This window comes from Streptomyces xiaopingdaonensis (assembly GCF_000262345.1).
Taxonomy (GTDB): domain Bacteria; phylum Actinomycetota; class Actinomycetes; order Streptomycetales; family Streptomycetaceae; genus Streptomyces; species Streptomyces xiaopingdaonensis.
Map to the genome: position 1 here is coordinate 1 of NZ_AJTQ01000254.1, position 25,512 is coordinate 25,512.

Here is a 25,512-nt window from a genome sequence, read left to right on the forward strand (position 1 = left end):
TCGCCGAGCAGGTCCTGGGTACCGCCGTCGGCCACGATAACCCCGCCGCTGAGGACCACCGAACGCGGGCAGAGCTCCAGCGCGTACGGCAGGTCGTGGGTGACCATCAGCACCGTGGGCCGCCGGGCGCGGCCGTCCGCGTCGGGTACGCGCAACGCGCGGAGGATCGCGGCGAGTTCGCTCCGCGCCGCGGGATCGAGGTTGGACGAGGGCTCGTCGAGGACGAGGATCTCCGGGTGGCTCGCGAGGACGGTGGCGACCGCGACCCGGCGACGCTGCCCGAAGGAGAGGTGGTGCGGCGCGCGGTCGGCGTGCGCCTCCATGCCGACCTGGCGGAGCGCCTCCGCCACACGGGACGCCAGCTCCTCCCCGCGCAGCCCGGCGCAGGAGGGGCCGAAGGCGACGTCCTCGCGGACGGTCGGCATGAAGAGCTGGTCGTCCGGGTCCTGGAAGACGAGCCCGACGCGGCGCCGCACCTCCCTGAGGTGCTCCCCCGTGACGGGCAGCCCGGCGACGCTCACCGTCCCCGCGCCCGGCGCGAGCAGCCCGTTGAGGTGGTGGACGAGGGTGGTCTTGCCGGCGCCGTTCGGGCCGAGCAGCGCGACGCGGCTGCCCCGCTCGACGGTGAGGTCGACGCCGAAGAGCGCCTGGTGGCCGTCGGGGTAGGCGTAGGCGAGGCCGGAGACCTCCAGGGAGAGCTCGCGGTCGGGCGGTGGGTCGGTCACAGTGTCCATCCTCCGAGGCAGACGAGGAGTGCGAGGAGCGGGAGGCAGGCCGCGGTCGCCCACTCGGCGCGGGTGGCGGCCTCTTCGTCGGAGCGCGGCATCGTGCCGGTCCCTCCGCGGCTGAGCATGGCGAGGTGGACGCGCTCGCCCCGCTCGTAGCAGCGGATGAAGAGGGCGCCCGCGGTCTTCGCCAGCACGCCCCAGTGGCGGGGGCCGCGCGCGTCGAAGCCGCGGGAGAGGCGGGCGAGCCGCATGCGGTGGAGCTCGCCCGCGAGGACGTCCGCGTACCGGAGCATGAAGGAGGCGATCTGCACGAGCAGCGGCGGCAGGCGGAGGCGCTCCAAGCCCCGCAGCAGGGACCGCAGTTGCGTGGTGGAGGCGAGGAGCACGGAGGCCGCGACGCCGAGCGTGCCCTTCGCGAGGATGTTCCAGGCGCCCCACAGCCCCTCGACGGAGAGGCCGAGCACCTCGGTGCGCGGCCCCTCGGCGACGAAGGGCAGCAGCACCGCGAAGGCGACGAACGGCACCTCGATCAGCATCCGCTTCAGCAGGTGCCGGGGCGGGACGCGTCCGGCGGCGGCGACGCAGGCGAGGAGCAGCGCGTACGCGGCGAAGGCGGGGAACGCCTCCCGCGGGGTGGCGACGACGAGCATCACGAAGCAGCAGACGGCCGCGATCTTGCACTGTGGCGGCAGCCGGTGCACCGGCGAACCGCCCGGCAGGTGGAGAGTGTCGGCGGGGCCCGCGCCCATCGGTCAGCTCCGCTCGTCGGCCGCGCGGCCCGCCGCCCTGCTGCGGCGCACCGCGAGGAAGGCGCCGGTGCCGGCGGCGAGGGTCGCACCGACGCCGACGACCCCCGCGAGGCCGCCCGAGAGGCGGGCACCGGCGATGCCGGAGACCGCGTAGTCGGCGAGCGGTGAGCCCTCGGTGGCGTGCGCTTTCTCCTGCTCGTCGATGCCGTTGTCGGCGGCGACCTTCTCCAGGCCGTCCGGCTCGGCTGAGGCGTAGAAGCTCACCCCGCCGCCGAGGACGAGCGCGAGGAGCAGCCCCGCGGCCCACAGGCGGCGGACGGGCCTGCGGGGCGCGGGGGCTGCGTCGGGCGCGGGCGAAGTACGCAGTTCGAGCGGGGTGTTGAGCCCCTGCGCCGCGTGGACGAGGTCGGGGCGCACGGCGAGGACGGCGCCGACGGTGGCGGCGGTGATGGCGGCCTCGCCGAGGCCGATGAGTACGTGCACGCCCGTCATGGCGGCGAAGACCTTGCCGAGGGGGACGTCGGCGGTGCCGCCGAGCGCGTAGATGCCGGTGAAGGCGACGGCGGCGGCCGGCACCGAGACCAGCGCGGCGGCGAAGGCGCCGCCGGTGACCGAGGCGCGCCCGCGCGGCAGCACCCGCTGGAGGAGGCGGAAGACGGCGTACGAGACGACGACGGTGACGACCGCCATCGTGAGGATGTTGACACCGAGCGCGGTGAGCCCGCCGTCGGCGAAGAGGAACGCCTGGAGGAGAAGGACCACTGTGACGCAGAGCACGCCGGTGTACGGCCCGACGAGCACCGCGGCGAGCGCACCGCCGAGCAGGTGGCCGCTGGTGCCCGCCGCCACGGGGAAGTTGAGCATCTGGACGGCGAAGAGGAACGCGGCGACGAGGCCGGCGAGCGGAGCCGTCCGGTCGGCCCCCGGTGCCTGCTGCGGGCCGTTCCCGAGCTCGCGGCGGGCGCCGCGGAGCGACACGGCGACGGCCGCGGCGGCGACGGCCCCCGCGGCCAGGGAGACGGGTGCGTCGATGAAACCGTCGGGGACGTGCACGGCTGCCCTCCACTCCGTGGTGCTCGACTGGGCTGCTGCGCCGCCGAGTTGGGCCGGAAGCCTCGGACGGCGGCCACTTGTGGAGAATAGCCAGTTGCAAATACTTCGCAAGAGTGCCGGAGGTGCGTGGTTCCCCGCGCGCCGGGAGGGCGCACCCCCCGCGCACCCCAACTGGGCGTCGGCTCCGCCGCCTTGGAGCGTGCGCCCGCCGCGCCGGCCGGACGCCACCGACGAGCCGCGCGGCGCCATCGACGGGGAGCCGCAACACGGGCACAGTGGGGTGCGGTGGTGTGCAACGGGGTTACGCGGCGGACCGCCGAGGACCGTCAGCGAGCCCTGACGGAAACGGGGCGCAACAGGCTTACCCCCGACGCGGTCGGCCGGTGCCCCGGGCACCTCGGCACCGTGGCGGAACCGGCGCACGCCGCTGCCGTCGCCCGCGGCCGGGCAGCCGCGGACGAGGGTGTGGCAGAGGTCACGGCGGTTCCAGGAGACTGCCGGGGTTCGTGCGGCGTCCCTCTCAGCGGGCCCCCGCGCACACCGACGCAGGGGCGTAGGGCGCCTGCACCGACCGGTACCGGTGCCCGTAAGGAGGAGCAGATGTCACCCGCATCCCGAGTCGTCGAACACACCGTACGGGCCCGGCTGATCGCCGAACCTCCGGCGACCCGCAGCCTCACCGCTGCCCTGCGCTACGACAGCGCCGACCCGTTCGCCGTGCGCCTCGTCTTCCCGCCGCACATCGCGCTCGACGGCGGCGAGGTCTGCTGGGCCTTCTCCCGCGAGCTGCTGGAGGAGGGGCTCTGCCACCCGTCGGGCGACGGCGACGTGCACGTGTGGCCGTGGCAGGTGCACCGCACCGTCGTCGAACTCCACACGCCCGAGGGCGCCGCCGTCGTACGGTTCGGCAGCACGGACCTCCGCCGCTTCCTCGACACCACCTACGCCCTCGTCCCCCGCGGCGAGGAGCAGCGCGGGATCGATCTCGACGCCGGGCTCGCCGAGCTCCTGCGCGAGGTGTGAGCCACCGCCCGCGCGAACCGGCCCGGGCCCGCGCGGGCCCGGGCCGGAGGTGTCAGACGCCGGTGGGTTCCGGAGCGCGCCTGTCGGGGACGTCGTCGCCCGGGCCTCCGTCGGACGGTCCGGAGCCGCCCTGCGGGCCTCCGGGGCCCTCGGGACCGCTGCCTCCGCCGCCGTCGGTGAGCGCCTTGTTGAGCTTCTCGCCCTCGACGTCGACGTTGGGCAGGACGCGGTCGAGCCAGCGCGGCAGCCACCAGGCGCGGTGGCCGAGGAGCGTGAGCACCGCCGGCACCAGCGCCATGCGGACGACGAACGCGTCGAGCAGGATCGCGACAGCGAGCCCGAAGCCCATCATCTTGATCATGGCTTCCGAGGCTCCGATGAACCCGGCGAAGACGCTGATCATGATGACGGCCGCCGCGGTGACCACACGGGCACCGAGCTTGAACCCGGAGGTGATCGCCTCGCCCGGGCTCTCGCCGTGTACGTACGCCTCGCGCATCCGCGTCACGAGGAAGACCTCGTAGTCCATCGCGAGACCGAAGATCACGCCGACCATGATGATCGGCATCACGCTCATGATCGGCCCCGTCTGCTCCACGCCCACGAGGTCGGCGAGCCAGCCCCACTGGAAGACGGCGACGACGGTCCCGAGCGCGGCGAGCACCGAGAGCAGGAAGCCGAGCGCGGCCTTGAGCGGCACGAGGACCGACCGGAAGACGAGCATCAGCAGCACGAAGGCGAGCCCGACGACGAGCGCGAGGTACGGCGCCAGCGCGTCGTTCATCACCTGCGAGAAGTCGATCGCCACGGCCGTCGCGCCGGAGACGAGCACCTTGGCGCCGGTGTTCTCCTCGATGTCCCCCGCACGGTCGCGGATGTCGTGGACGACCTCCTCGGTCTGCGTGTCGCTCGGGCCCGAGGCGGGGACGGCGCTGATCGTCGCCGTGTCACCGGACTTGTTGAACATCGGCGGGGCGACCGTGACGACCCCGTCGACCTTGGAGAGCTCCTCGCCCACCTGCTTCGCCGCGCCCTGCGCGTCCTCGCTGCCCCTGGTGTCGACGACGAGGAGGAGCGGGCCGTTGAACCCGGGGCCGAAGCCCTCGGAGAGCATGTCGTACGCCTTGCGCTGAGTGGTGTCGGTCGGCTGGTTGCCCTCGTCGGGCAGCCCGAGCTCCATGCTCCCGACGGGCACCGCGAGGGCACCGAGTCCGAGGACGGCCGTCACCAGCACCGCCCACGGACGGCGGCGGACGAGCGCGGCCCAGCGCGTGCCCCCGTTGGGCTTGCCCGCGGGGTCGGGCGCGGGGGCGCCCGTCTCGGGGTTGGCGGCGCGGATCTTGCGTCCGAAGATCCGCTTGCCGACCATCCCGAGCGCGGCGGGCACCAGCGTGATCGCGACAAGGACGGCGATGACCACCGTCGCGGCCGCCGCGAGGCCCATCTTCGTGAGCATCGGGATGTTGACGACGGAGAGGCCGACGAGCGCGATCACCACCGTGAGCCCGGCGAAGACGACGGCCGAGCCCGCGGTACCCACGGCCCGTCCCGCGGCGTCCTCGCGCTCGCGGCCCTCGGCGAGTTCGGCGCGGTACCGGGAGGCGATGAAGAGTGCGTAGTCGATGCCGACGGCGAGGCCGATCATCATCGCGAGGGTGCTCGTCGTCGCGGAGAGTCCGAGCGTGGCGCCGAGCGCGGCGATGCCGGAGACGCCGATGCCGACGCCGATGAGGGCGGTCACCAGCGGCAGCCCGGCCGCGATCAGCGAACCGAAGGTGAGGATCAGGACGATCGCGGCGACGACGATGCCGAAGATCTCGCCGTTGCCCATGTCGGGCTCGGCGAAGAGCGCGTCACCACCGGTCTCCACCTCGAGCCCCGCGTCCCTGCCCTGCTGGGCCGCGGACTCGATCGACTCCCTGGTCTCGTCGGTGATGTCCATGGCGCCGACCTCGTACGTCACCGAGGAGTACGCGGTCGAGCCGTCCTTGCTGACGCCTGCACCGCCCTGCGCGTACGGGTCGGAGGCCATGGCGGCCTGGTCTTCGCCGCCGAGTTCGCCGACGACCTCGCGGACGGCCGCGCGGTGATCGGTCGCGGTGATCTTCTCGCCGTCGGGGGCGCGGAAGACCATGCGCGCGGTCGCGCCTTCCGCGTTGGCGTCGGGGAACCGCTCCTCCATCACGTCGAAGGCTTGCTGCGCCTCCGTGCCGGGGAGCGCGAAGTCGTCGTCGGGCGGGCTGGACGCGGACGAGGCCGCTATGCCCACGGCGGCGAGCAGCGCGACCCAGACGAGGGCGAAGCTGCGGCGGCGCCGGAAGGCGAGGCGGCCCAGCCGGTAGAGGAAGGTGGCCACGGTCTGGTTCTCCGGTCTCTCGTGGTCGGGCGACGGGTCGACGGCTGCGCGGGCCGGGCGCGCCCACCGTCTGCGTACGGCGCGGGCATGGACACCACGCGCCGACGCGGGCGCGGAGCGTGGCAGTCCATGCCAAAAGACGCCGCCTCCCAGAAAGGGGGTTGAGCCGAATCGCCGTGACACACGCCACGTCACAACTTGCCGGGCGGGCGAACGCCCGGACCATGGGAGAGGTGACAGACCCGCGCCCGCCCGGTGCGCCGCCCGACGGGCACGGCGCAGCCGAACCACCGCCCCCCGCACCGGACGCCTACCTGCGCCACCCCCACCTCAGCGGCGAACTCCTCTGCTGCACCACGGAGGACGACCTCTGGGTCGCGCACCTGCCGCCCGGATCGCACCGCACCGAGCGGGCCTGGCGACTCACCAGCGACCGCACCCGCCTGAGCCACCCGCGGTTCTCGCCCGACGGCTCGACGCTCGCCTTCGTCTCCTGGCGGAGCCTCGACCCCGAGGTCCACCTCGTCCCCGCCGCCGGCGGGCCGACGCGCCGGCTGACGTACTGGGGCGCCGTCGACACCCGCGTCTGCGGCTGGACCCCCGAGGGGGACGTCCTCGCCGTGGCCTCGCACGGAGAGCCGTTCTCCTACCACGCCTGGGCCTACCGCGTCCCGATCTCCGACCCGGACCAACCGGCGGCCGACTCCCACCCGGGGCTGCGCCTCCCGTGGGGCCCCGTCTCGGAGATCGCCGTCACGGGGGCGGAAACGGAGCGGCGGACGCTGCTGCTCACGGGGAAGCCGCCGCACGAGCCCGCCGCGTGGAAGCGCTACCGCGGCGGGGCGACGGGACGGCTGTGGCTCCAGGGCAGGCAGCTCCTCGCCGACCTCGTCGGCCACCTCGACTCGGCGATGTTCGTCACGCCGCCGGGCGACGAGACGCGGGTGGCCTTCCTCTCCGACCACGAGGGGATCGCCAACCTCTACAGCTGCCGCCAGGACGGCACGGACCTGCGCCGCCACACCGACCACGACGACTTCTACGCCAGGAACGCCGCCACCGACGGCACCCGCGTCGTCTACCAGTGCGCGGGAGAGCTCTGGCTCGTCGACGACTTCTCGCCCTCGGGCAGCCCCCACCGCCTCGAACTCCGCCTCGGCGGCCCGCGGACGGGACGCCGCCCCCACCAGGTACCGGCCTCGGCGAACCTGGACTCGCTCACCGTCGACACCACAGGCCGCGCGAGCGCCGTCTGCGTCCGCGGCAGCCTGTACTGGCTCACCCATCGCGACGGCCCGGCGCGCGCGCTCGCCGACACCCGCGGAGTCCGCGTCCGGCTGCCCGCGGTGCTCGGCGACACCGGCCGGGTGGTCTATGCCACCGACGCGGAGGGCGAGGACGCGCTGGAGATCGCCGACCTTCCGCGCGCCTCCCGGCCGCGCGCACCGCGCCGGCTGGCGGCCGGACAGCTCGGGCGCGTACGGGAGTTGAGCGCCTCCCCCGACGGCGGGACCGTCGCCGTCGCCTCGCACGACGGGCGGCTCCTCCTCGTCGACGTGCGCGACGAGGACGGCAGCGGCAGCGTCTCCGAGCTCATCAGGTCGCTCAACGGACCCCTGGGCGACCTCGCCTTCTCCCCCGACTCCCGCTGGCTCGCCTGGGCGCACCCCGGCATCGGACGCTCCCTCAGCCAGATCAAGCTGGCGTGCCTGGCGGCCGGCGAGGACGGCGCGCGCAAGAGCGCGCGGACCGTACTCGACGTCACGGACGGCAGGTTCGAGGACGAGCAGCCCGTCTTCACGCGCGACGGCCGCTACCTCGCCTTCCTCTCCTGGCGCGGCTTCGACCCCGTCTACGACGTGCACACGGGCGACCTCTCCTTCCCCCTCGGCTGCCGCCCCTACCTCGTACCGCTCTCCTCCGCGACGCTCTCCCCCTTCGCGCTCACCCCGCAGGGACGGCCCGCCGCGGGCGGTCTCGACCCGCAGGAGCTCGGCGGTCCCGACGCCGCCGAAGGGACGCCGACCGTGCTCGTCGAGGCCGAGGGGCTGGAGAGCAGGGTGACGCCGTTCCCCGTGACGGCGTCGAAGTACGCGGGGCTCCATCCCGTGGCCGGCGGAGGGCTCGTGTGGCTGCGGTACCCGATCTCGGGGGCGCTCGGCGAGACCTTCGCCAACCCGGCCGACACCTCGGGACGCCCCACGCTCGAGCACTTCGACCTCGCCACCGCGCGCCGCACCGAACTCACGGGCGACGTCGACTGGTTCGCGGTGAGCGGCGACGGTACGCGCCTCGTGGTGAGCGACGAGGGCGAGCTGCGCGCCGTCCCCGCGGACGAGAGCGCGGACGCCGACTCGACGACCCGCATCGACCTGCGGCGCATCCTCCACGACGTCGACCCGGCCGCGGAGTGGCGGCAGTCGTACGCGGAGGCGGGACGGTTGATCCGCGCGTACTTCTGGGACCCGGGAATGAGCGGCGTCGACTGGGACGCGGTACTCGCGCAGTACCGCCCGCTCGTCGAACGCGTCGCCACGCCCGACGAGTTCGCCGACCTGCTCCGCGAGGTCCTCGGCGAGCTCGGCACCTCGCACGCCTACGTGGCGCCTTCGCGCCGCAGCGAGGGGCCGCCGCACTACCGTCGCCCGCTCGGCTTCCTCGGCGTCGACGCCGTACGCACGGTGGAGGGCCGCTGGCGGATCGAGCGCATCCTGCCGGGCAACTCCTCGGATTCCCGGGCACGTTCACCGCTCGCGGGGACGGCCGTGCGCGAGGGCGAGTCGATCGTCGCCGTCGACGCGCGGAAGGTCGATCCGGTGGCCGGGCCCGCGCCGCTCCTCGCGGCGGCCGGCGGCACCACCGTCGAACTCACCTGTGCGCAGGACGATCCGGACGGCGGGGAGCCGCGGCTGCACCGCGTCGCCGTCGTCCCCCTCGTCGACGAGCGGCAGTTGCGCTACCAGGACTGGATCGCCCGGCGGCGCGAGAAGGTGCGGGCGCTCAGCGGGGGCAAGTGCGGCTACCTGCACATCCCCGACCTCGGCGGCTCGGGCTGGGCGCAGTTCAACCGGGACCTGCGGATGGAGATCTCGCGGCCCGCGCTCCTCATCGACGTGCGGGGCAACGCCGGCGGCAACATCAGCGAACTGGTGCTGGAGAAGCTGACGCGCTCGGTGCTCGGCTGGGACCTGACGCGCGACGCACAGCCGGTCTCGTACACGACGAACGCCCCGCGCGGTCCGCTCGTCGCGCTCGCGGACGAGGCGACGTCCTCCGACGGCGACATGATCACGGCGGCGTTCCGGCTGCTCGGTCTCGGGCCCGTGGTCGGCGCGCGGACGTGGGGCGGCGTCGTCGGGATCACCGGGCGGCACCGGCTCGGCGACGGCACGGTGATCACGGTGCCGATGAACGCGGCGTGGTTCGAGGGCTACGGGTGGTCGGTCGAGAACCACGGTGTCGATCCCGACATCGAGGTGGTCCGCACACCCGTCGACTGGGCCGAGGGCCGCCCGTCGGAGCTGGAGGCCGCCGTGCGGACGGCCCTGGAGCTGCTGGAGCGGCACCCCGCCGCCGTACCGCCCGACTACCGCGACGTACCGGACCGGGGCAGGCCACCGCTGCCGCCCCGCACGTGACGGACACACGGTGCGGGAGCGAACACACAGCGCAAATTGGCGCGTTGGTGTGGTCCGTGCCACGCTGAAAAAGGTGGGTTACGGATATAACGCACATATGGGCCAGAGCAGCCCGTGCCCCCTGCCGAAGGGGCCACCCCACGCCGTCAGCGTCGAGGAGTGACGATGGGCATCGCAGACCAGTTCAAGGGCAAGGCCGAGGAAATGCAGAAGAAGGCGAAGGGCAAGATGAACGAGGGAGGGGACCGCGCCAAGGACACCGGCCAGGAGGCCAAGGAAAAGGGCTCCCGCGAAAGCAGGAGCCACGAGTCCGGCAAGGGCGACAAGAAGATGCGCGGCGGCAACGACGAGTGACACTCCGGGCGCCCGTCGCCCGGCACCGCCCGCACCCGCCCGTCACCGACCGGTCAACATCCCTTCGCCCGACCGCAGTCGGCGGGCGGGACCCGCGCCGGGACCGTTTGGTCCCGGCGTCGTGGTGCGGTCTCCCCGACTCACCGCGGGACACGTTCCGGGCCGACGGTGCGGAAGAGGCTCCCCACCACGGCGGACGCGCGCCGGCTCAATCCTGTGCGCGCGCGGCAGCACGGCCCGCGAGCCTGCCGAGGCCCACGGCGGAGAGCAGGCCGTTGCCCGAGGAGTAGCCCCGCCCTCCGGAACTCCCGGAGAGGCCGCCCGTCACTCCGCCCACGGCGTACAAACCCGGGACGGTGGTGCCGTCCTCCCTGGCCACCCGCGCGTGCGCGTCGACATCGACGCCGCCCTGGGTGTGGAAGAGCGCGGGCACCGAGCGGACGGCGCAGTAGGGAGCACGCAGCGGGCCCATGGGGAACCCGGTTCGCCCCACGGAGTCGGCGGTACCCGCTGAAGCGGCGGCCTGCTGATCCTCCAGGGCGCGGGCGACACGCTCCGCGTCGCAGCCGATGGCCGAGGCCAGGCCCTCGGCGGTGTCGGAGACCCGCACCCCGCCGATCTCCACCAGCTCCGCGAACTCCGGCTCGTTCCCTGCGACGAAGTCACGTATACGCGTGTCGAAGACGACCCAGCTCTGCTCGGCGGAGGCGGCGACGACGACGGCGGCGAACCCCGAGTACCCGACGGTCTCGTTCCCCATCCGCGAACCGTCGGGGGCGAGGAGGAAACCGCCCTTCTCGACCGTCGTCCAGCTGACGATCGAACCGTGCGGGTCGGCCACGGCCGCGTACCCCTGATAGGCGCCCATGTTGAGGAACCGGGCTCCCAACCGGTCTGCCCATGTGAGGGCTTCGCCCGTCGAGCCCTCCGCGCCGAAGTACTGGGCCGCCGTGCTCTCGGGTATCCAGCGCGCGACCATCTCCTTGTTGTTGGCGAACCCGTTGGCGGCGAGGACGACGGCGTGCGCACGCAGGTCGTAGCTGCCGCAGCGCTCCCCCTCGATCCTAGCCCCGACGACACGGCCGTCCTCGACGACCAGACCGGCCACCGGGTTGCCCACCGTGACCTCCACGTCCAGCCGCTTCGCTGCCGCCGTGAGATCCCGGACCAGGCTCTCCCCGCGCCGGTCCGGCGGTGCGTGCAGCCGCTGGACGCTGTGCCCGACGTGCTTGTAGTCGGTGATGAGGCGCAGGTCGACCCCGTGCTCCTCGACGAGCCACTCCACCAGGCCCGCGGACTCCCCGGCGAGCAGCCGCACCAGGTGCTCCGCCTCGTGTGCGCCGCTCTGCCGCAGCAGGTCGGCCGCCATCCGGCCGGGGTCGTCCTCGATCCCGGCCTCGCGCTGGTAGCGGGTACCGGCGGCGGGGATGGAGCCGGTGGAGACGAAGGTGTTGCCGCCGCCCCGCTCCAGCTTCTCGAGCAGGGCCACACTGGCGCCGTTCTCCGCGGCCGCGAGGGCGGCGGTCAGGCCACCACCCCCGGCTCCGACGACGACGACGTCGACATCGGTACTCATCGCGAACCCCCTGTCTGCTGCTGCTCGTTGCGGACGGCCGCGAGGCGCGGCAGGAGCTCGGCGGTCGAGACGACGTCCGCGTACTTCTGCGCCATGTCGAAGAGGTTCACCTCGTGGACGACGGGACTGCGGTCGTAGACCGCGTCGTTGGGCACGGCGACACGGAAGTTGAGCGAGAAGGCGTCGGCGACGCTTGAGCGGACGCAGCCAGAGGTGGTGCAGCCCGTGACGACGAGGGTGTCCACCCCCGCCTCGACGAGGTAGCTGGTGAGCGGCGTGCCGAAGAAGGCGCTCGGGTGCCGCTTCGGCAGCAGTACGTCGTCCTCGGCCGGCGCGACCTCCGCCACGAAGTCGTAGCCCCGCTCGGGTATGTCCATGATCCCGGGGACCTTGGCGCCGAGGCGCCCGGCGTCGTAGCTGCGCTTCGGCGCGACGTGGGGGTAGAGCACCGGCCAGCCGGCCTCGCGGAAGAACCCGAGGAGGGCACCGATGTTGCCGACGGCGTCCCAGCCCACCTCGCCGCAGCTCGTGGTGAACTCCTCCACGGCCTCGTCGAAGGGCATCGGCCGGGTTCCGACGGTGCGGTACTGCACGTCGATGATGAGCAGGGCGGGACGCGTGCCGAGGCCGGCCGGGTGGCCGAAGCCGGCCCGGGCGTAGCGCCGCCGCGTCGACTCGTCGATGGCCCCCGCGCCACCCGCCTCCCACGGCCTGCCGGTGCCACCGGCCGGAAAAGCGTCGGGTCGTGACGTCACAGTTCCTCCTTCTCGACTGCGGCTAGGGCCGCCGCGCCGCTGTGCTCCCTGTGCAGGTAGGCCCCCTGCGGCCGCTCGGTGTCGAGCTTCCCGTCGCGCACCGCGAAGTGGCCCCTGACGAGGGTGTGGACGATCCGTGCAGGGGCGGTCGTCCCCTCCCACGGGGTGTACTCGGCCGCCGAGTGCTGCCGCTCCGCGGTGATGGCCGTCTCGCCTTCGAGGTCGACGACGACGAGGTCGGCGTCGGACCCGACCCGGATGGTGCCCTTGCGCGGGTAGAGACCGAAGAGCTTCGCCGACCTCGTGCTGGTGGCATCGACGAGGCGTGCCAGCGGCACGCCCCTGCGCAGGCCCTCGCCGAGCGTCAGCGGAAGCAGAACTCCCGTGCCGGGGAAGCCCGCCGAGGCGGACCAGATGTCCTTCTCCTTGAACGAGCGGTGGCGGGAGTTGTGGTCGGACCCCACGGTGTCGACGCTGCCGTCGGCGATGCCGGCCCAGAGCGCCTCCTGGTCCTCGCGCGGCCGCAGCGGCGGGTTGACCTTGCCGTACGTACCGCACTCCGCGGCCGTGGTGAGCGTCAGGTAATGGGTGCAGGTCTCGACGAAGAGGTTCGGGTACGCGCTGCGCTGCATCCGCATCGCGTCCAGCCCGGCCGCGCTGGAGGTGTGCACCGCGTAGGCCGAGGCGCCGGTGGCGGCTGCGAGGTAGGCGACGCGCTGCTCGGCCTCGGCCTCCACGAGCGGCGGGCGCGACAAGTGCCAGGCATGCAGGGCCCCTTGGGACTCGTCGCGCGGGCGCTCGCGCAGGCGCCAGACGATCTCGATGTTCTCGGGGTGCGGGTTGACCATCGCCCCGGCGTCGGCGGTGGTTCCCAGCAGGTCGTACATGAACCCGTCGTCGTTGCCCGGCATACCGAGGTAGGCGCCCTCGTCGCCGCGGAAGTTCATGAAGAACTTGAAGCTCGCGACGCCGAGTTCGCGCACGTAGGCGGGGACGGCCCTGACGTGGTCGTCGGTGCCGAGCACGAAGTGGAAGCCGAAGTCCGTGTGGGCACCTGACTCCATCGCCTCGCGCGCAGCGCGGTGCACCTGCTCGTAGGGTTCCGAGCTCATCAGGTAGACGAGCATGCTGGTGACGCCGCCGGCGACGGCCGAGGCGGTCTCGCGCTCGGCGTCCTCGCGGTCCCTGGGGACGCGGATGTCCTTGCCGAGGTGGACATGCGGGTCGATCGCGCCCGGCAGGACGGTCGCGCCGCGCAGGTCGACGGTCTCGGCCGCCTCGGCGGGGACGTCGCGGTCGACTATCCCGGCTATCCGCCCGTCGCGGACGAGGAGGTCTGCGTCGGTGAGCCCGGTGTCGTGGAGGAAGACGCGGCCGCCCCGCAGCCGGAGGTCGTAGTCGTGCGTGGTCATCGTGCCTCCTTCGGGCCGGCGGCTGCGTACCGCCGGTCGAGTGCGTCGAACTGAGGCTTGCGCACCAGCTCTTGGCGTTCCTTCCAACTGATCATGAGGTCGGCCGCCTCGCGGGTGTCCCCGCGCTCCCGCAGGTGGTCGAGGACGGTGCGCATCCCGCGCACGGCGCCGCGCATGGCGGCGTTGGCGTAGAGGGCGACGGAGAAGCCCGCCTCGCGGAGTTCTTCGGCGGGCAGCAGCGGGGTCAGGCCGCCCTCGACCATGTTGGCGACGTGCTTGCCGGGGACCCGGCGGGTGATCTCGCGCATCTCCTCGCGGCTCGTAGGCGCCTCGACGAAGAGGAGGTCGGCCCCGGCCTCCGCATAGGCGGCGGCCCGGTCGCAGGCGGCGCCGAGGCCGTCGACGGCGCGCGCGTCGGTACGCGCGACGATCACCAAGTCCTCGTCGGTGCGGGCCTCCACCGCCGCGTGGATCTTGCCGACCATCTCGGACTGGCTGATGATCTCCTTCCCGCTGAAGTGGCCGCACTTCTTCGGGCTCACCTGGTCCTCGATCTGGACGGCCGCTGCACCGGCACGCTCCAGCGTGCGGACGGTGCGCTGCACGTTGAGGGCGTTGCCGAACCCGGTGTCGGCGTCGACGACCAGCGGAAGGGCGACCGCGTCGGCGATCGCCGCCACCTGGTAGGCCAGTTCGGGCAGGCTGAGCAGGCCGAGATCGGGCGCGCCGAGCTGGGTGTTGGTGACTCCGGCGCCCGAGACGTAGACGGCCTCGAAGCCGGCTTCCTCGACGACGCGCGCAGTGAGGGCGTTCGGCGCCCCCGGAAGGATCAGGGGCGCCCCGGCGGAGTCCGAGTCGAGCAGCTGCCTCAGCCTGGTCGTCGCATTCATGATGGTGATTGCTCCAGTGGGATGGGGGTTTCTCCATGCGGCCCCTCGCCGTCCCCGGGCAGGCCGAGGGCGGCTATGGCACTTTCCATGGAGTGGTCCAGGTGGCGGGTCATGAGCGCCGTGGCCCGGTCGACCTCACGCGCGCGCAGGACGGCCACGAGGTCGCTGTGCTCGACGACGGCCGCACGTGCACGCGTCGGGCGCTTGGCCGACATCGACCGCGCGAGCGAGAGCTGCCTGTGCACCTCCACCGCCGCACGGTGGAGAGCCCTGTTGTGCGTCAGCTCCACGAGCCGCAGATGGAAGTCGAGTTCCTGGGGGTAGCCGGGGGCTTCGGCCGCGCTGATGCGGCTCTGGGTGTCGGAGAGCATCGCGTCCGCAGCGTCGAGCTCCTCGTCCGACGCGCGGGTGCAGACCAGGCGTACGGCGTGCAGCTCCAACGCGCTGCGCAGCTCGTAGAGTTCGACTATCTCCCTCCGGGAGAAGGTCCGCACGAACGCGCCCCGGTGGCTGACGGCCGTGAGCAGGCCCTCTCCCGTGAGGCGTCTGACCGCCTCCCGGAGAGGTCCGCGGCTGATCTCCAACTCCGAGGCGAGGGCGACCTCGTTGAGCCGTTCCCCCGGCTCGATGTCCCCGTTGAGGATCATGTCGCGCAGGACGTCCTCCGTCGCCTTCGAGTAGGTGTTCCTCGGCAGCGCCCGCTTCTGGTCGGCTCCGGACATGGCAGCTCCTCAACTCCCCGACAGTTCTGCACCGACGGTCTCCTTCAACTTGACCGCAGCGACCAGTGTGATCAGTGCGGTGGCGATGACGAACCATGCGGGAGCGAGAGCGGACCCCGTCACGTCGACGAGCCACGTGCAGAGGTACGGCGAGGTGCCGCCGGCGACGGCGCTGCCGAGGTTGAAGCCGAGGGCGATACCGGTGTAGCGGATTCGCGTCGGGAACATCTCGGCGAAGGTGGAGAGGGCTACGCCCATCAGCGCGGAGTCGATGAGGCCCATCACGATGTGCGAGAGCACCGCCCAGCCCGTTCCCGCCTCGAAGAGCATGAACCCGGGGAGCGGGAGCAGTATCGCCGCGACGGAGGCGCCGATGAGGACCGGGCGGCGTCCGACCCGGTCGCTGAGTGCGCCGAAGAGCGGCATGCAGGCCGCCGAGACGGCGAGGGTCGCGGAGGTGGACCAGAAGGCGACGTTCGCCGAGAGTCCGACGACCGTCTGGAGGTGGATGTTGGTGTAGACGTAGAAGACGTAGTACGCGGAGAAGAGCAGGATCGACAGGCCCACGCAGAGCAGGAGCGGGCCGCGGTGGGTGCGGAGCGCCTCGGCGAACGGGGCGCGGGCCTGCTCGCCGGCCTTACCGGTCTCGCCGGCCTCCTCGGCCTCCTTGAACGAGGGGGTGTCCGAGAGCTTGGCCCTGATCAGGAGGCCCACGACGCCGAGCGGTATCGCGATGAGGAACGGGACGCGCCACCCCCAGTCCTCCATCGCGCCGGCGCCCAGGGTGGAGTTGAGGAGCGAGACACACAGCGCGGCGAGCAGCGCGCCCACGAGCGCCCCCGTCTGGGTCGTGGAGCAGTAGAGGCCCCGTCGCTCCGGGGGAGAGTGCTCGGCGACGAAGGACGCGGCGCCGCCGAGTTCGCCGCCGGCCGCGATCCCCTGGAGGCAGCGCGCGAGGACCAGGACCGCGGTGGCCCCGACGCCGATCGCCGCGTAGGTCGGGAGCACGCCGATGAGCCCGGATGCCCCGGCCATCAGCACGACCGTTGCCGCGAGGGCGTTCTTGCGGCCGTAGCGGTCGCCGATGTGGCCGAAGACGACGCCTCCGACGGGGCGGAGCGCGAAGGCGACGGCGAAGGTGGCGAGCGTCGCCAGCAGGCCGGCGGTGTCGTCCCCGCTGACGAAGAAGTGGGTGGCGAGGATGGTGGCCACGTAGCCGTAGACGCCGAAGTCGAAGTACTCGACGATCGATCCGACGGCGCCTGCTGCCACCACCCGGGGGTTCGCCGGGCGGGTCGGTGGAGCTGAGTGGAGAGTTTCGGCCGCCATGCTTCTCCTCCTACGTGCACGGCCGCGGTCGCGGACCGCAAGCGTCGATGCGTCGCGCCCCGAGCGGGGTCGACAGGTAAGTCACGTGGTGCCATGCCGCCCAACCGCCCGGCGACTTCCCGGGACCTGCACATCGTGCGGCGTTGGGGATCACCTTCGGGCGTAGAACTGAAAACTGTCAACAGTTCTCAGGAACCTCACGCAGTGTTGACCAGGGGATACAGCGGGAGTCGGGCTCGTCGGAGCCCGTACGGCGGGGTCCGGCCATTCGCGGCGCGCGAGTGGAGACCGGTGCCCGCGCGCCGCTCCGGGCCGCTGGCGAGGTACCCGATGCCTCGTCAAGTACGTTGCAAACAAGCACGTTTGACGTGCAGTGAGTCGCCTTCTGACTCGCTGGCGCACGCGCACACCTGGGGAGACCTCCAACGCCACCAGGCACTGTCCGTCCGCGCCGAGCTGCTACGGACAAGACGCCCGCGACGGGATTCCGCACTGACCCGGCACCTCATGACCCGCTCCAAGAGGACGCACCGGGGCCGCGGTGACCGAGCCGCAGCCCCGGCGCGCGCACCCTCTCACAGGCCGACGCCGCGCGCCCGGTCAAGTCCCCTTAAACGCAAGGCTGCTCGACCGCGCCTCGGGCGTACGGTGACGGCAGCGGAGCCCGTCGGACCCCGCCAGCCGGACCCGGGAGGCCGACCATGCCCCAGCAGACTCTCGCGTGCTTCGGGTACGACGACTGGACGTGGCTCAACCCGCCCCGGGAAGCGTCCGTCACCGCCGGCCGCGTCCGCGTCGTCGCCGACCCGGGCACCGACTTCCCTTCCGGCCGCGGGCAACGCACCACGGGGCACGCCCTGCTGCGTCCCGCGCCGCTGCGGTTCGCGATACGCGCCGTCGTCACGGGCGCCTACCGCGAGCAGTACGACCAGGCGGGGTTGCTGCTGTGGTGCGGTGCGCACCACTGGGTGAAGGCCGGCATCGAGTACGTCGACGGGGTGGAGCAGCTCGGCGCCGTCGTCACCCGGGTGTCCTCCGACCGCAGCGCCGTTCCGCTCTCCCGACTCCGGGAGAACGGCGGGCCGTTGACGATCGCGGTCGCCCGCGAGGGCGCCACCGTCGAGGTCCGCTTCGGGCTCGCCGGCGGCGAACCCCGCACCCTCCTCCGGCAGGCGTACTTCCCGCCCGGGACCGAGTGCAGCGTAGGCCCCATGGTCGCCTCGCCGACGGGGGCGGGGTTCGCCGCCGAGTTCAGCGGGGTGCGCTTCCGGTCGCCCTGAGCGGGGTTACCTCTTCAGCGCCACACCGCCGAAGCCCGTCGTCTCGGCCGCCGCGCCGCCCGGGTGCTCCGGGTGCCACTGGGTGATCGGTACGAGCCCCGGCGGGACGGCCTCGAGGCCGTCGAAGAAGGCGGCGATCTCCTCGCGGGTGCGCAGGAGGTACGGCACGGCGCCGGTCTCGGCGTAGCCGTCGGCCGCCTCGTTGGCGCCCGCGTCCTCGTCGGTGGCGTCGTGGAGGGAGAGGTAGCTGCCCGGCGGAAGCGCGGCGACGAGTGTGCGGACGACGCGGACCGCCTCCTCGTGCGAGGAGACGTGCCCGAGCACGCCGCTGAGGATCAGTCCGACGGGGCGCGTGAGGTCGAGCGTTTCGCTCGCCTTCGCCAACACGGCGTCGGGGTCGAGGAGATCGGCGTCGACGTACTGGGTGACGCCCTCGGGGGTGCTGGTGAGCAGCGCGTGCGCGTGGGCGAGGACGAGCGGGTCGTTGTCGACGTAGACGACCCGGGCCCCGGGCGCGATCCGCTGCGCGACCTCGTGGGTGTTGTCCACGGTGGGAAGCCCGGTACCGACGTCGAGGAACTGCCGCACGCCCGCGTCCTCCGCCAGGTAGCGGATGGTGCGGACGAGGAAGTGGCGGGCCTGGCGGGCGAGTTCGTCGACGCCGGGGAAGGCTCTGCGGTACTCGTCGCCGGCCTGGCGGTCGACGGCGTAGTTGTCCTTGCCGCCGAGCCAGTAGTTCCATATCCGCGCGGAGTGCGGCACGGTCTCGTCGATCAACGGCTTGCCCTCGGCTTCTGAAGCTGCCATCGGCGGCCCTCCTCGATACGTTCGCGCGGCGGCCTTCTGCCACCGGCCCCAGCAGTCTGCCCGGGGAGGTCCGGCGCGTGCGGGCCGAACGGGCCTTTCCGTCAGGGGAGTTCGGCGGCGCTCAGAGCGGCAGGTTCGAGGCGGCTAGGCGCAGGGCGCGGCGCACGGACTCGTCCCCGCTCAGCTCCGACGACTCCTCGGCGCGCCAGGCCCAGTCCTCGACGGCGACGCGGAGGGCGCCGTTGAGCATCACCGCCTGCACCTTGAGGGCGAGCGGGTCCGGCTGCCGCGCACGGGAGCGCTCGGCGAGGATCTCGGCGAAGACCGCCTCGGCGGCGAAGTGGACTTCGAGCCACACGGCGCGCAGCCCCGGCTCGTCCCTGGTGAGCCGGACGAGGTCGCGCAACGTCCGGCTGTCGCCCGGGTCGTGGGCCTCCGGCCACCCCTCGCCGCCGATCGCGTCGCGGAGCGGGCGGTCGGCCGGCCATCGGCGGAGGACCTCGGCCATGATGTCGAGGGCCACCGTCAACAGGGGGCGTACGCACTGCTCCTTGGCGGGGAAGTAGCGCCACAGGGTCCGGGTGGAGACTCCGGACGCCGCTGCGATCTCCTCGCCCGAGGTGGCGGCGACGCCCTTGGCGGTGAAGAGGCGGACCGCCTCCTGTGCGATCTCCACACGCGTCGCCGCTTTGCGTCTCTCGCTCAGCGGCGGCCTTCCCGTCCGGCCGCTGCTCGTCCTCTTCTCAGCCATGGCGGCCACCTTATGTCCGGTGTCCTTGTCTCCGGCTTCGATTCTCGGCGTCTCATGCCGTTGTGGCACTCACTGCCAATAAGTTGTACGGTCGGCCGCACGGACGGGACTCGGGTACCGCCCGGGAACCGAGCGAGGCAAGGGAGCCCCTCATGAGCAGCAACCGCGACTTCGAGGGTCGCAGCGTCATCGTCACCGGCGCCGGATCCGGCATCGGGAGGGCGGCCGCGCTGAAGTTCGCCGAGCGGGGCGCGAAGATCCTCGTCGCCGAGCTCGCCGAGGAGAGCGCACACCGCGTCGTCGGCGAGGTGCGGGACGCCGGTGGGACGGCGCACGCGGTCGTCGGCGACCTCAGCCTTCAGGAGACCGTCGACGAGGTGACCGCCACCGCGCTCCGCGAGTTCGGGCGCATCGACGTGCTCGTCAACAACGCCGGCATCATGGACCGCATGTCCGCTGCCGCCGACACCGACGACGCCGAGTGGGAGCGGGTGCTGCGGATCAACCTCACCGCGCCGTTCATGCTCGCGCGCGCGGTCGTTCCCCACATGATCGAAGCGGGCGGGGGCGCCGTCGTCGCCACGGCCTCCGAGGCGAGCTTCCGCGGCAGCGCGGCCGGCGCGGCCTACACCGCTTCCAAGCACGGGGTCGCCGGACTGACCAAGTCCCTCGCCGTGATGTACAGGGACAAGGGCATCCGTGCCAACGCGATCGCGCCCGGCGGCACCGTCACGGGTATCTCCGTCGACGCTCAGCAGGGTGCGCACGGTCCCGGCGTCGTCGGCTCGTACATGGTGAACATGGGCTCGCGCACGGCTCAGGCCGAGGAGCAGGCCGAAGCGATCGTCTTCCTCGCCTCGGACGCCGCGAGCAACATCAACGGCGTCGTCCTTCCCGTCGACAACGGCTGGGCGGCCGTCTGAGCGCGGGCGCCCGAGTGACCCGAACTCGGTTCCTTCGCGAGGCCGTTGGGAAGGTCAGGCGCCGTTCCAGCCCCGCGGGTCGGCGCCGCCCGGCAGCACGCCGCTGGGCTCGTAGGGGGCGCGGGTGAAGACGAAGCTGCCGAGGTCGAGGTGGGTGCCCTCGGCCGCCGTGACGGGGCGCAGGCGCTCGCCTGCGTAGTAGCCGTCGAGGCCGCGCCAGGTGCCGTCCGGCTCGGGGCGGAAACGGGAGGCGCGGCCGCCTCCGTCGAGGGCGGCGAGGCTCAGGTTGCGCCCTGAGGTGACCCGCAGGGTGTGGGCGCGGGTGCCCCAATACCAGGTTCCGGTGAGCGCGAGGAGCTCGGGATCCGCTTCCGATGCCGGGCGCCAGGGCGCCGGGATGCGCGGCTCGTGCTCGCGGGTGAGGCGCACCAGGTCGCAGGCGACGTCGCCGGTCGCCGGGCCCGAGGTGGCGTTGGCGAGGGCGATGCCGGCGAGAGCGTCCTCCTCGCTCACCCACAGCGAGGCGAGGAAGCCGGGCATGGAGCCGCCGTGGCCGAAGAGGACGCGGTCTCCGGTGCGGAGCAGACCGAAGCCGAGGCCGTAACCCGCGGACCAGCCGGGGTCGTTGGGGCCCGAGGCCGGGGCACGCATCTCGCGGAGCGTCTCGACGGGGAGGATGCGAGGGTCCCCGTGGAGAAGGAAGCCGGCGAAGCGGGCGAGGTCGGCCGCCGTCGACCACAGCTGTCCTGCGGGGGCCATCAGGCCGGTGTCGACGGCCGGTTCGGGCTGCATGACGTCGGCGAAGGGATGGACCGCCCAGCCCTCGGCGTGCGGGGGCCGGGGGGCCGTGGTCGTGCGCTCCATACCGAGCGGGTCGAGGATCTCCCGCCGGAGCGCCCGCTCCCAGGTGGTGCCTCGGACCTGGGCCACCAGGGCGCCGAGGACCGCGTACCCGGGGTTGGAATAGTGGTGGGTGCGGCCTGCGGGGTGGAGCAGGGGCTCCTCGCCGAAGACGTCCGCGAGACGGGGGCGTACCTCGCCGGGTGTCCGCTCCCACCAGGGACCGCCCGTCTCGGCGGCCAGGCCCGAGGTGTGCGCGAGGAGTTGGGCGACGGTCGCGCTGCCGGCCGGTGCGGCCTCCGGGAGGTGTGCCGCGACGGGGTCGGCGAGATCGAGCAGGCCCTCCTCGCGCAGGCGCAGGACGAGGACGGCCGTGAACATCTTGGTGAGCGAGCCGATGCGGTACTGGGTGTCGGCGTCGGGGACCCCGTTCTCGTCGGCGCTGCGGCCCGCCGACCAGACCAGCGCACCCTCACGCACCAGGCCCCCGACGAACGAGGGCGCCCTGCCCTCGGCCTGGGCGACGGCGACACGGTGGAGCAGGGCCCTGGCGGTGGCGGGCAGGAGCGATTCCCGGGCTTCGCTGGTGGTCATGCGCCCACCCTACGAGCACCCTCCGACACCGGCCGGGGACGTGCGTCAACGGCTGTGGGCGGCGAGGAGGGTTGGGGTGCCAGTCGTCGGTTCGGGGCCGGACGTGTTGCGTCGGGGGTGGGCCGCTGCCGGGGCCTGTCGCGGCTGGATGGCCCGCTGTGCTGCGTCGCGCGGAGGCGGCTTCCACGGACCGCTGTCGGCCGCTCGCCCGTCCGCCCGCCGGGCTGCCCGACACGGGGGCAACTGGCGTGCGCAGCACCTTCGGCGCCAGAGTTGAGCCCATGAGCATCGCCTTCCTCTTTCCCGGCCAGGGCTCGCACCGCGCCGGAATGCTGCACCGGCTGCCCGACACCGCGGCCTCGGCGGGCGTGCTCGCCGAGGCCGAGACGGCGCTCCGGCTGGCGGCGGAGCGTCCCGGCACCGCCGAGCGCGACGGTCTCCTGGAGGTGGTCGGCGTCGCCGAACTCGACACCGGTGCCACGCTGGAGGAGTCCCGCGCCGCCCGCGACACCGCGGTCCTCGTCGCCGGGGTCGCCGGCGCACGGGCACTCGTCGAAGACGAGGACGTACGCCCCGGCGCGCTCGCCGGCCGCGACGTGGGCGGCTACGCCGCCGCGGTCCTCGCCGGCGTGCTCACCTTCGAAGAGGCCGTGGACACCGTGCGCCGCCGCGCCGTCCTCCTCGACGGCGACGAGCCCCGAACCACCGTGGCCGTCCGCCTCGCGCAGCGCCTCGCCACCGTCGTGCGCAGGCCGCAGGAGTACGCCTACGTCAGCGGCTCCCGGAACCTCCCCGTCACGGGCGACACCCAGGCGGTCTTCGACGACCTCGCCCACTCCGCCGCGCACCCCGGCGACTGGGAGCAGATCCTCGACTGCCTCCTCCGCAACGGCGCCGACCGCCTCGTCGAACTCCCGCCCGGCGGCGCCCTCGTGGAACTCGCTGCCAAGCAGGCACCGTCGGTCGTGTCCACTTCGGTCGAGACCGACGGCATCGCTCGAGCGGCACGGAGGGTGCGCGGGGAAGAGGAGTGACGTGTGGCCGGGGCCCAACCTCCGGTCGCCCCGGGCCAGCGCCGTGACCATTCGGCGCGCAGGGCTCAGAGCTGCTTGGCGAAGCACCTGCTCTGGGGCTCGAAGCGGTAGAGGCCGAACTTCTGCGTCGGTGCGTATCCGGAGGAGGTGTAGAGCGACATGGCCTCCGGCTGCATCGTGCCCGTCTCCAGCACCATCCGCTTGCGCCCCGCGGCCCGGGCGTCGCTCTCCAGCTCCGCGAGGATGCGTCGGGCCAGGCCCTGCCCGCGGGCCGCTTGCACCACGTACATGCGCTTCAACTCGGCGTCGCCGTCCGTGTACCCCTCCTCGTTCTGCTCCTGGCTGCGCCAGCCGCCGGTGGCCACCGGGATCTCCGCGTCGTCGTAGGCGAGCAGATAGAGGCCGCGCGGCGGCGTGAACATCGACGGGTCGAGCGGTGTGACGTCCCCCTCGTCGCCGTACCGCTCGGCGTACTCGAGCTGCACTTCGTCGTTGAGCTTCCTCGCGTCGGGGTGGTCGAAATGTACGGGAACGATGCGCATCCAGGAATCCTAGGCCGCCCTCCGGCACAAGCCGTACGCGGTGGGCGGGAGCGCACGGTCCCTCCGGTGTGGGAAAGGCCACGCCTGTACGCAGGGGAACGAGGGACGGCGCACGGTGGCCGGTGCGTCGGCCCGTCCAGGCCGGACGTGGCCGGGAGCCGGAGCACGTGCCTCGCGTAGGCTCGGTCGTCGCCCTCTGAGAACTCGGGAGCAGGTCTTGCACAAGGTGACAACGGTGAACGTCAACGGCCTCCGGGCCGCGGCGAAGAAGGGATACGGCGAGTGGCTGGCCGCCACGGACGCCGACGCCGTCTGCCTCCAGGAGGTGCGCGCGGAGGCCGATCAGCTCTCGGCGGCCGTCCGCGAGCCTGAGGGCTGGCACGCTTTCTACGCACCCGCCGCTGCCAAGGGGCGTGCGGGGGTGGCCCTCCTCACGCGCCGAGCGCCGGATCGTGTGCGTGTGGGCTTCGGCACACCGGAGTTCGAGGACGCGGGGCGCTACATAGAGGCGGACCTGCCCGGTCTCACCGTGGCCAGCCTCTACCTTCCCTCCGGTGAGGTCGGCACCGAGCGTCAGGAGGCGAAGGAGCGCTTCCTCGACGCCTTCCTCCCCTACCTCGTCGAGCTGCGCACGCGGGCGGCGGCCGACGGGAGGGAGGTACTCGTCTGCGGGGACTGGAACATCGCCCACACCGAGGCCGACCTGAAGAACTGGCGCGCCAACCGCAAGAACGCCGGTTTCCTTCCGGAGGAGCGTGCCTGGCTCTCCAGGGTCCTCGACCCGGAGGAGGGCGGATACACGGACGTCGTCCGCGCGCTCCACCCGGACCAGGCCGGTCCCTACTCGTGGTGGTCCTACCGGGGACGGGCTTTCGACAACGACGCCGGATGGCGCATCGACTACGCCATGGCCACCCCTGGCCTCGCCGACCGCGCCGTCAAGGCGTACGTCGAGCGCGCGGCCACGCACGCGGAACGCTGGAGCGACCACGCACCCGTGACCACGGTCTTCGGGGACTGACCGCCGGGACGAGGCGAGCCAACGGCGCCTTCGGGCCGCGGAGTCGGTGGCCCTTGCTCCGGCACCCGCGCGCCGGCCAGGTTCCTGCCGTCGCTTCCCCGGCTCCGGCTGGACCGATGCCGCTCGAGCGCTCCCGGGGCGACGCGGACCGGCGGGCGCTGGACGGCGCGACGGCCCGCGAGTCTTTTCCCTACGGCTTCCGAACGACCGCGCAAAGAGCCGAACCGCCGTCTGCCACAACAGGCTTGATGTCCCAGCAAGGCAGTCGGGCCCAGCTCCGCCGTGAGGTCCCGTCCCGGCCGAGCCGGTGATCACAGATGTACGCATTCCAGTCCCCCGTCATCAGTTCCGACGAGGGAGACCGTACGTCCGGCGCAACTCCTCCGCGACCCCTGTGGATAACTCCTGACGTGGACACATCTTCGCAGACCAAGACGGTTGCACAGGACCGGAGTCGAGCGGCTCGGCACACGCTTTCCCCCTTCCTGCCGGGGCCTCGCTCCCCCAGGGAACGGCCCGTGCTCGTACCTTCCAAGACGGACGCCGGTCGATTGTCAGTGGTGGGTGCGAGGCTCTTCTCCATGACGATGGTGCTGAGCGACGTGGAGGCGGCGGTGCGCCGCAGTTGGGGCGCGGACACCTGCACTCCGGAGTTCCGTGAGCGTTGGAGTGCGGAGAACCCGGCCCGCGATCAGTGCGGAGTCACCGCCATGGTCGTCAACGATCTCTTCGGGGGTGAGCTGATGGTGGGAGACGTGTACCTGGACGGCGTGCGGACGGACATGCACTGGTGGAACAGGCTCGCCGGCGGTATCGAAATAGACCTGACACGGGAGCAGTTCGAACCCGCGGAGCTCGTGACGGAGGGCGCGCCGGTGCCCCGGCCACCGGTGCGGGGCGCGCGGCTCCGCAAGGAGTACGAAGTGCTGCGCGGCCGCGTGTGTGCGGAGTTGGGAATCCCCGACGAGAAGGAAGAACCGTGGTAGAGGCCTCGGCGCGCAACAACTGGCGGGCGGCGCCTTCAAGGCGTGCCAGGACCATCAAAGGACCGTCGACAGACGGCACTTGAAACGCCGCCGTCAGGCGTGGATTCGGGGTGGCATGCCGGATCGGCGGCTGGCAGCATGGCGGCCCG

22 protein-coding genes are annotated in these 25,512 nt (G+C 72.8%); 8 read left to right on the forward strand and 14 right to left on the reverse strand.

The genetic code is table 11. The features are described from left to right. The 3 genes from UWG_RS30560 to UWG_RS0120075 all read right to left on the reverse strand — a co-directional run. A partial coding sequence (locus UWG_RS30560; RefSeq protein ID WP_106429995.1) for an energy-coupling factor ABC transporter ATP-binding protein occupies positions 1-734 on the reverse strand: 734 nt, incomplete at its 3' end. After that, positions 722-1,477, reverse strand: coding sequence for a cobalt ECF transporter T component CbiQ (cbiQ, locus tag UWG_RS0120070; RefSeq protein ID WP_016908993.1), 756 nt, complete (start codon positions 1,475-1,477; stop codon positions 722-724). The genes UWG_RS30560 and cbiQ, both read right to left, overlap by 13 nt. Before the next feature lie 3 nt (positions 1,478-1,480). Next, a complete protein-coding gene (locus tag UWG_RS0120075; protein ID WP_016908994.1) occupies positions 1,481-2,530 on the reverse strand; it encodes an energy-coupling factor ABC transporter permease in 1,050 nt (349 codons plus the stop codon). Between the two features lie 600 nt (positions 2,531-3,130). Here UWG_RS0120075 and UWG_RS0120080 point away from each other — a divergent pair. Further along, positions 3,131-3,553 carry an SsgA family sporulation/cell division regulator gene (locus UWG_RS0120080; protein ID WP_016908995.1) on the forward strand — a complete coding sequence of 141 codons (423 nt, stop codon included), beginning with the start codon at positions 3,131-3,133 and terminating at the stop codon, positions 3,551-3,553. A gap of 52 nt (positions 3,554-3,605) precedes the next feature. Here the strand turns inward: UWG_RS0120080 and UWG_RS0120085 are convergent, their stop codons facing one another. Further along, positions 3,606-5,909: an MMPL family transporter gene (locus UWG_RS0120085; protein WP_016908996.1), complete on the reverse strand. Its 2,304-nt coding sequence runs from the start codon at positions 5,907-5,909 to the stop codon at positions 3,606-3,608. 224 nt (positions 5,910-6,133) lie between these two features. On the opposite strand from UWG_RS0120085, the gene UWG_RS0120090 reads away from it, so the two are divergent. Next, entirely contained in the window at positions 6,134-9,547 is a 3,414-nt protein-coding gene (locus UWG_RS0120090) for a S41 family peptidase (protein ID WP_016908997.1), read from the forward strand. Between the two features lie 165 nt (positions 9,548-9,712). Continuing rightward, the gene (locus UWG_RS30565) at positions 9,713-9,901 is read left to right on the forward strand and encodes a hypothetical protein (RefSeq protein ID WP_016908998.1); all 189 of its coding nucleotides are present in this window, start codon (positions 9,713-9,715) and stop codon (positions 9,899-9,901) included. Positions 9,902-10,109: 208 nt separating this feature from the next. Here UWG_RS30565 and UWG_RS0120100 read toward each other — a convergent pair whose 3' ends face one another. Genes UWG_RS0120100 through UWG_RS0120125 form a run of 6 tightly spaced genes read right to left on the reverse strand, consistent with a single transcriptional unit; the run spans position 10,110 to position 16,585 of the window. After that, positions 10,110-11,477 (reverse strand): FAD-dependent oxidoreductase, encoded by a 1,368-nt coding sequence (locus tag UWG_RS0120100; RefSeq protein ID WP_016908999.1) that lies wholly within the window; start codon positions 11,475-11,477, stop codon positions 10,110-10,112. Next, positions 11,474-12,232: an isochorismatase family protein gene (locus tag UWG_RS0120105; RefSeq protein ID WP_016909000.1), complete on the reverse strand. Its 759-nt coding sequence runs from the start codon at positions 12,230-12,232 to the stop codon at positions 11,474-11,476. Before UWG_RS0120105 ends, UWG_RS0120100 begins: the two co-directional genes overlap by 4 nt. Beyond that, complete coding sequence (locus UWG_RS30570; protein WP_016909001.1) at positions 12,229-13,644, reverse strand: dihydroorotase; 1,416 nt, start codon at positions 13,642-13,644, stop codon at positions 12,229-12,231. The genes UWG_RS0120105 and UWG_RS30570 overlap by 4 nt, the downstream gene beginning before the upstream one ends. After that, complete coding sequence (locus UWG_RS0120115; protein WP_016909002.1) at positions 13,641-14,534, reverse strand: isocitrate lyase/PEP mutase family protein; 894 nt, start codon at positions 14,532-14,534, stop codon at positions 13,641-13,643. The genes UWG_RS30570 and UWG_RS0120115 overlap by 4 nt, the downstream gene beginning before the upstream one ends. Beyond that, positions 14,531-15,256: a GntR family transcriptional regulator gene (locus UWG_RS0120120; RefSeq protein WP_016909003.1), complete on the reverse strand. Its 726-nt coding sequence runs from the start codon at positions 15,254-15,256 to the stop codon at positions 14,531-14,533. The genes UWG_RS0120115 and UWG_RS0120120 overlap by 4 nt, the downstream gene beginning before the upstream one ends. A 9-nt stretch (positions 15,257-15,265) precedes the next feature. Then, on the reverse strand, positions 15,266-16,585 hold the full coding sequence (locus UWG_RS0120125) for an MFS transporter (protein WP_033196264.1): 1,320 nt from the start codon (positions 16,583-16,585) through the stop codon (positions 15,266-15,268). A 701-nt stretch (positions 16,586-17,286) separates the two neighbouring features. Between UWG_RS0120125 and UWG_RS0120130 the strand changes: the two genes are divergently transcribed. After that, positions 17,287-17,865 carry a DUF1349 domain-containing protein gene (locus UWG_RS0120130; RefSeq protein WP_016909005.1) on the forward strand — a complete coding sequence of 193 codons (579 nt, stop codon included), beginning with the start codon at positions 17,287-17,289 and terminating at the stop codon, positions 17,863-17,865. 6 nt (positions 17,866-17,871) lie between these two features. Here UWG_RS0120130 and UWG_RS0120135 read toward each other — a convergent pair whose 3' ends face one another. Both UWG_RS0120135 and UWG_RS0120140 read right to left on the reverse strand, forming a co-directional pair. Then, positions 17,872-18,672: an SAM-dependent methyltransferase gene (locus tag UWG_RS0120135; protein ID WP_016909006.1), complete on the reverse strand. Its 801-nt coding sequence runs from the start codon at positions 18,670-18,672 to the stop codon at positions 17,872-17,874. A 121-nt stretch (positions 18,673-18,793) separates the two neighbouring features. Beyond that, positions 18,794-19,423 carry a TetR family transcriptional regulator gene (locus tag UWG_RS0120140; RefSeq protein ID WP_029391611.1) on the reverse strand — a complete coding sequence of 210 codons (630 nt, stop codon included), beginning with the start codon at positions 19,421-19,423 and terminating at the stop codon, positions 18,794-18,796. 152 nt (positions 19,424-19,575) lie between these two features. On the opposite strand from UWG_RS0120140, the gene UWG_RS0120145 reads away from it, so the two are divergent. After that, positions 19,576-20,346: an SDR family NAD(P)-dependent oxidoreductase gene (locus UWG_RS0120145; RefSeq protein WP_016909008.1), complete on the forward strand. Its 771-nt coding sequence runs from the start codon at positions 19,576-19,578 to the stop codon at positions 20,344-20,346. A gap of 54 nt (positions 20,347-20,400) precedes the next feature. Here the strand turns inward: UWG_RS0120145 and UWG_RS0120150 are convergent, their stop codons facing one another. Further along, positions 20,401-21,780 carry a serine hydrolase domain-containing protein gene (locus tag UWG_RS0120150; protein WP_016909009.1) on the reverse strand — a complete coding sequence of 460 codons (1,380 nt, stop codon included), beginning with the start codon at positions 21,778-21,780 and terminating at the stop codon, positions 20,401-20,403. A gap of 281 nt (positions 21,781-22,061) precedes the next feature. Here UWG_RS0120150 and UWG_RS31790 point away from each other — a divergent pair, with 281 nt between their 5' ends. Further along, a complete protein-coding gene (locus UWG_RS31790) occupies positions 22,062-22,814 on the forward strand; it encodes an acyltransferase domain-containing protein (protein ID WP_016909010.1) in 753 nt (250 codons plus the stop codon). Positions 22,815-22,879: 65 nt separating this feature from the next. Here UWG_RS31790 and UWG_RS0120160 read toward each other — a convergent pair whose 3' ends face one another. Beyond that, the gene (locus UWG_RS0120160; RefSeq protein ID WP_016909011.1) at positions 22,880-23,356 is read right to left on the reverse strand and encodes a GNAT family N-acetyltransferase; all 477 of its coding nucleotides are present in this window, start codon (positions 23,354-23,356) and stop codon (positions 22,880-22,882) included. 217 nt (positions 23,357-23,573) lie between these two features. Here UWG_RS0120160 and UWG_RS0120165 point away from each other — a divergent pair, with 217 nt between their 5' ends. Both UWG_RS0120165 and UWG_RS0120170 read left to right on the forward strand, forming a co-directional pair. Continuing rightward, the gene (locus UWG_RS0120165) at positions 23,574-24,377 is read left to right on the forward strand and encodes an exodeoxyribonuclease III (RefSeq protein WP_029391612.1); all 804 of its coding nucleotides are present in this window, start codon (positions 23,574-23,576) and stop codon (positions 24,375-24,377) included. Positions 24,378-24,964: 587 nt separating this feature from the next. Beyond that, the gene (locus tag UWG_RS0120170) at positions 24,965-25,363 is read left to right on the forward strand and encodes a YunG family protein (RefSeq protein WP_420235641.1); all 399 of its coding nucleotides are present in this window, start codon (positions 24,965-24,967) and stop codon (positions 25,361-25,363) included. The last annotated feature ends 149 nt before the right edge of the window (positions 25,364-25,512 follow it).

Coding starts and splice junctions, on each gene's coding strand:
- UWG_RS30570 (WP_016909001.1), bottom strand. CDS start 13,644: ATGACCACGCACGACTACGACCTCCGGCTGCGGGGCGGCCGCGTCTTC.
- UWG_RS0120115 (WP_016909002.1), bottom strand. CDS start 14,534: ATGAATGCGACGACCAGGCTGAGGCAGCTGCTCGACTCGGACTCCGCC.
- UWG_RS0120150 (WP_016909009.1), bottom strand. CDS start 21,780: ATGACCACCAGCGAAGCCCGGGAATCGCTCCTGCCCGCCACCGCCAGG.
- UWG_RS0120100 (WP_016908999.1), bottom strand. CDS start 11,477: ATGAGTACCGATGTCGACGTCGTCGTCGTCGGAGCCGGGGGTGGTGGC.
- UWG_RS0120170 (WP_420235641.1), top strand. CDS start 24,965: ATGGTGCTGAGCGACGTGGAGGCGGCGGTGCGCCGCAGTTGGGGCGCG.
- cbiQ (WP_016908993.1), bottom strand. CDS start 1,477: ATGGGCGCGGGCCCCGCCGACACTCTCCACCTGCCGGGCGGTTCGCCG.
- UWG_RS0120145 (WP_016909008.1), top strand. CDS start 19,576: ATGAGCAGCAACCGCGACTTCGAGGGTCGCAGCGTCATCGTCACCGGC.
- UWG_RS0120090 (WP_016908997.1), top strand. CDS start 6,134: ATGGGAGAGGTGACAGACCCGCGCCCGCCCGGTGCGCCGCCCGACGGG.
- UWG_RS30565 (WP_016908998.1), top strand. CDS start 9,713: ATGGGCATCGCAGACCAGTTCAAGGGCAAGGCCGAGGAAATGCAGAAG.
- UWG_RS0120120 (WP_016909003.1), bottom strand. CDS start 15,256: ATGTCCGGAGCCGACCAGAAGCGGGCGCTGCCGAGGAACACCTACTCG.
- UWG_RS0120080 (WP_016908995.1), top strand. CDS start 3,131: ATGTCACCCGCATCCCGAGTCGTCGAACACACCGTACGGGCCCGGCTG.
- UWG_RS0120135 (WP_016909006.1), bottom strand. CDS start 18,672: ATGGCAGCTTCAGAAGCCGAGGGCAAGCCGTTGATCGACGAGACCGTG.
- UWG_RS0120160 (WP_016909011.1), bottom strand. CDS start 23,356: ATGCGCATCGTTCCCGTACATTTCGACCACCCCGACGCGAGGAAGCTC.
- UWG_RS0120130 (WP_016909005.1), top strand. CDS start 17,287: ATGCCCCAGCAGACTCTCGCGTGCTTCGGGTACGACGACTGGACGTGG.
- UWG_RS31790 (WP_016909010.1), top strand. CDS start 22,062: ATGAGCATCGCCTTCCTCTTTCCCGGCCAGGGCTCGCACCGCGCCGGA.
- UWG_RS0120140 (WP_029391611.1), bottom strand. CDS start 19,423: ATGGCTGAGAAGAGGACGAGCAGCGGCCGGACGGGAAGGCCGCCGCTG.
- UWG_RS0120125 (WP_033196264.1), bottom strand. CDS start 16,585: ATGGCGGCCGAAACTCTCCACTCAGCTCCACCGACCCGCCCGGCGAAC.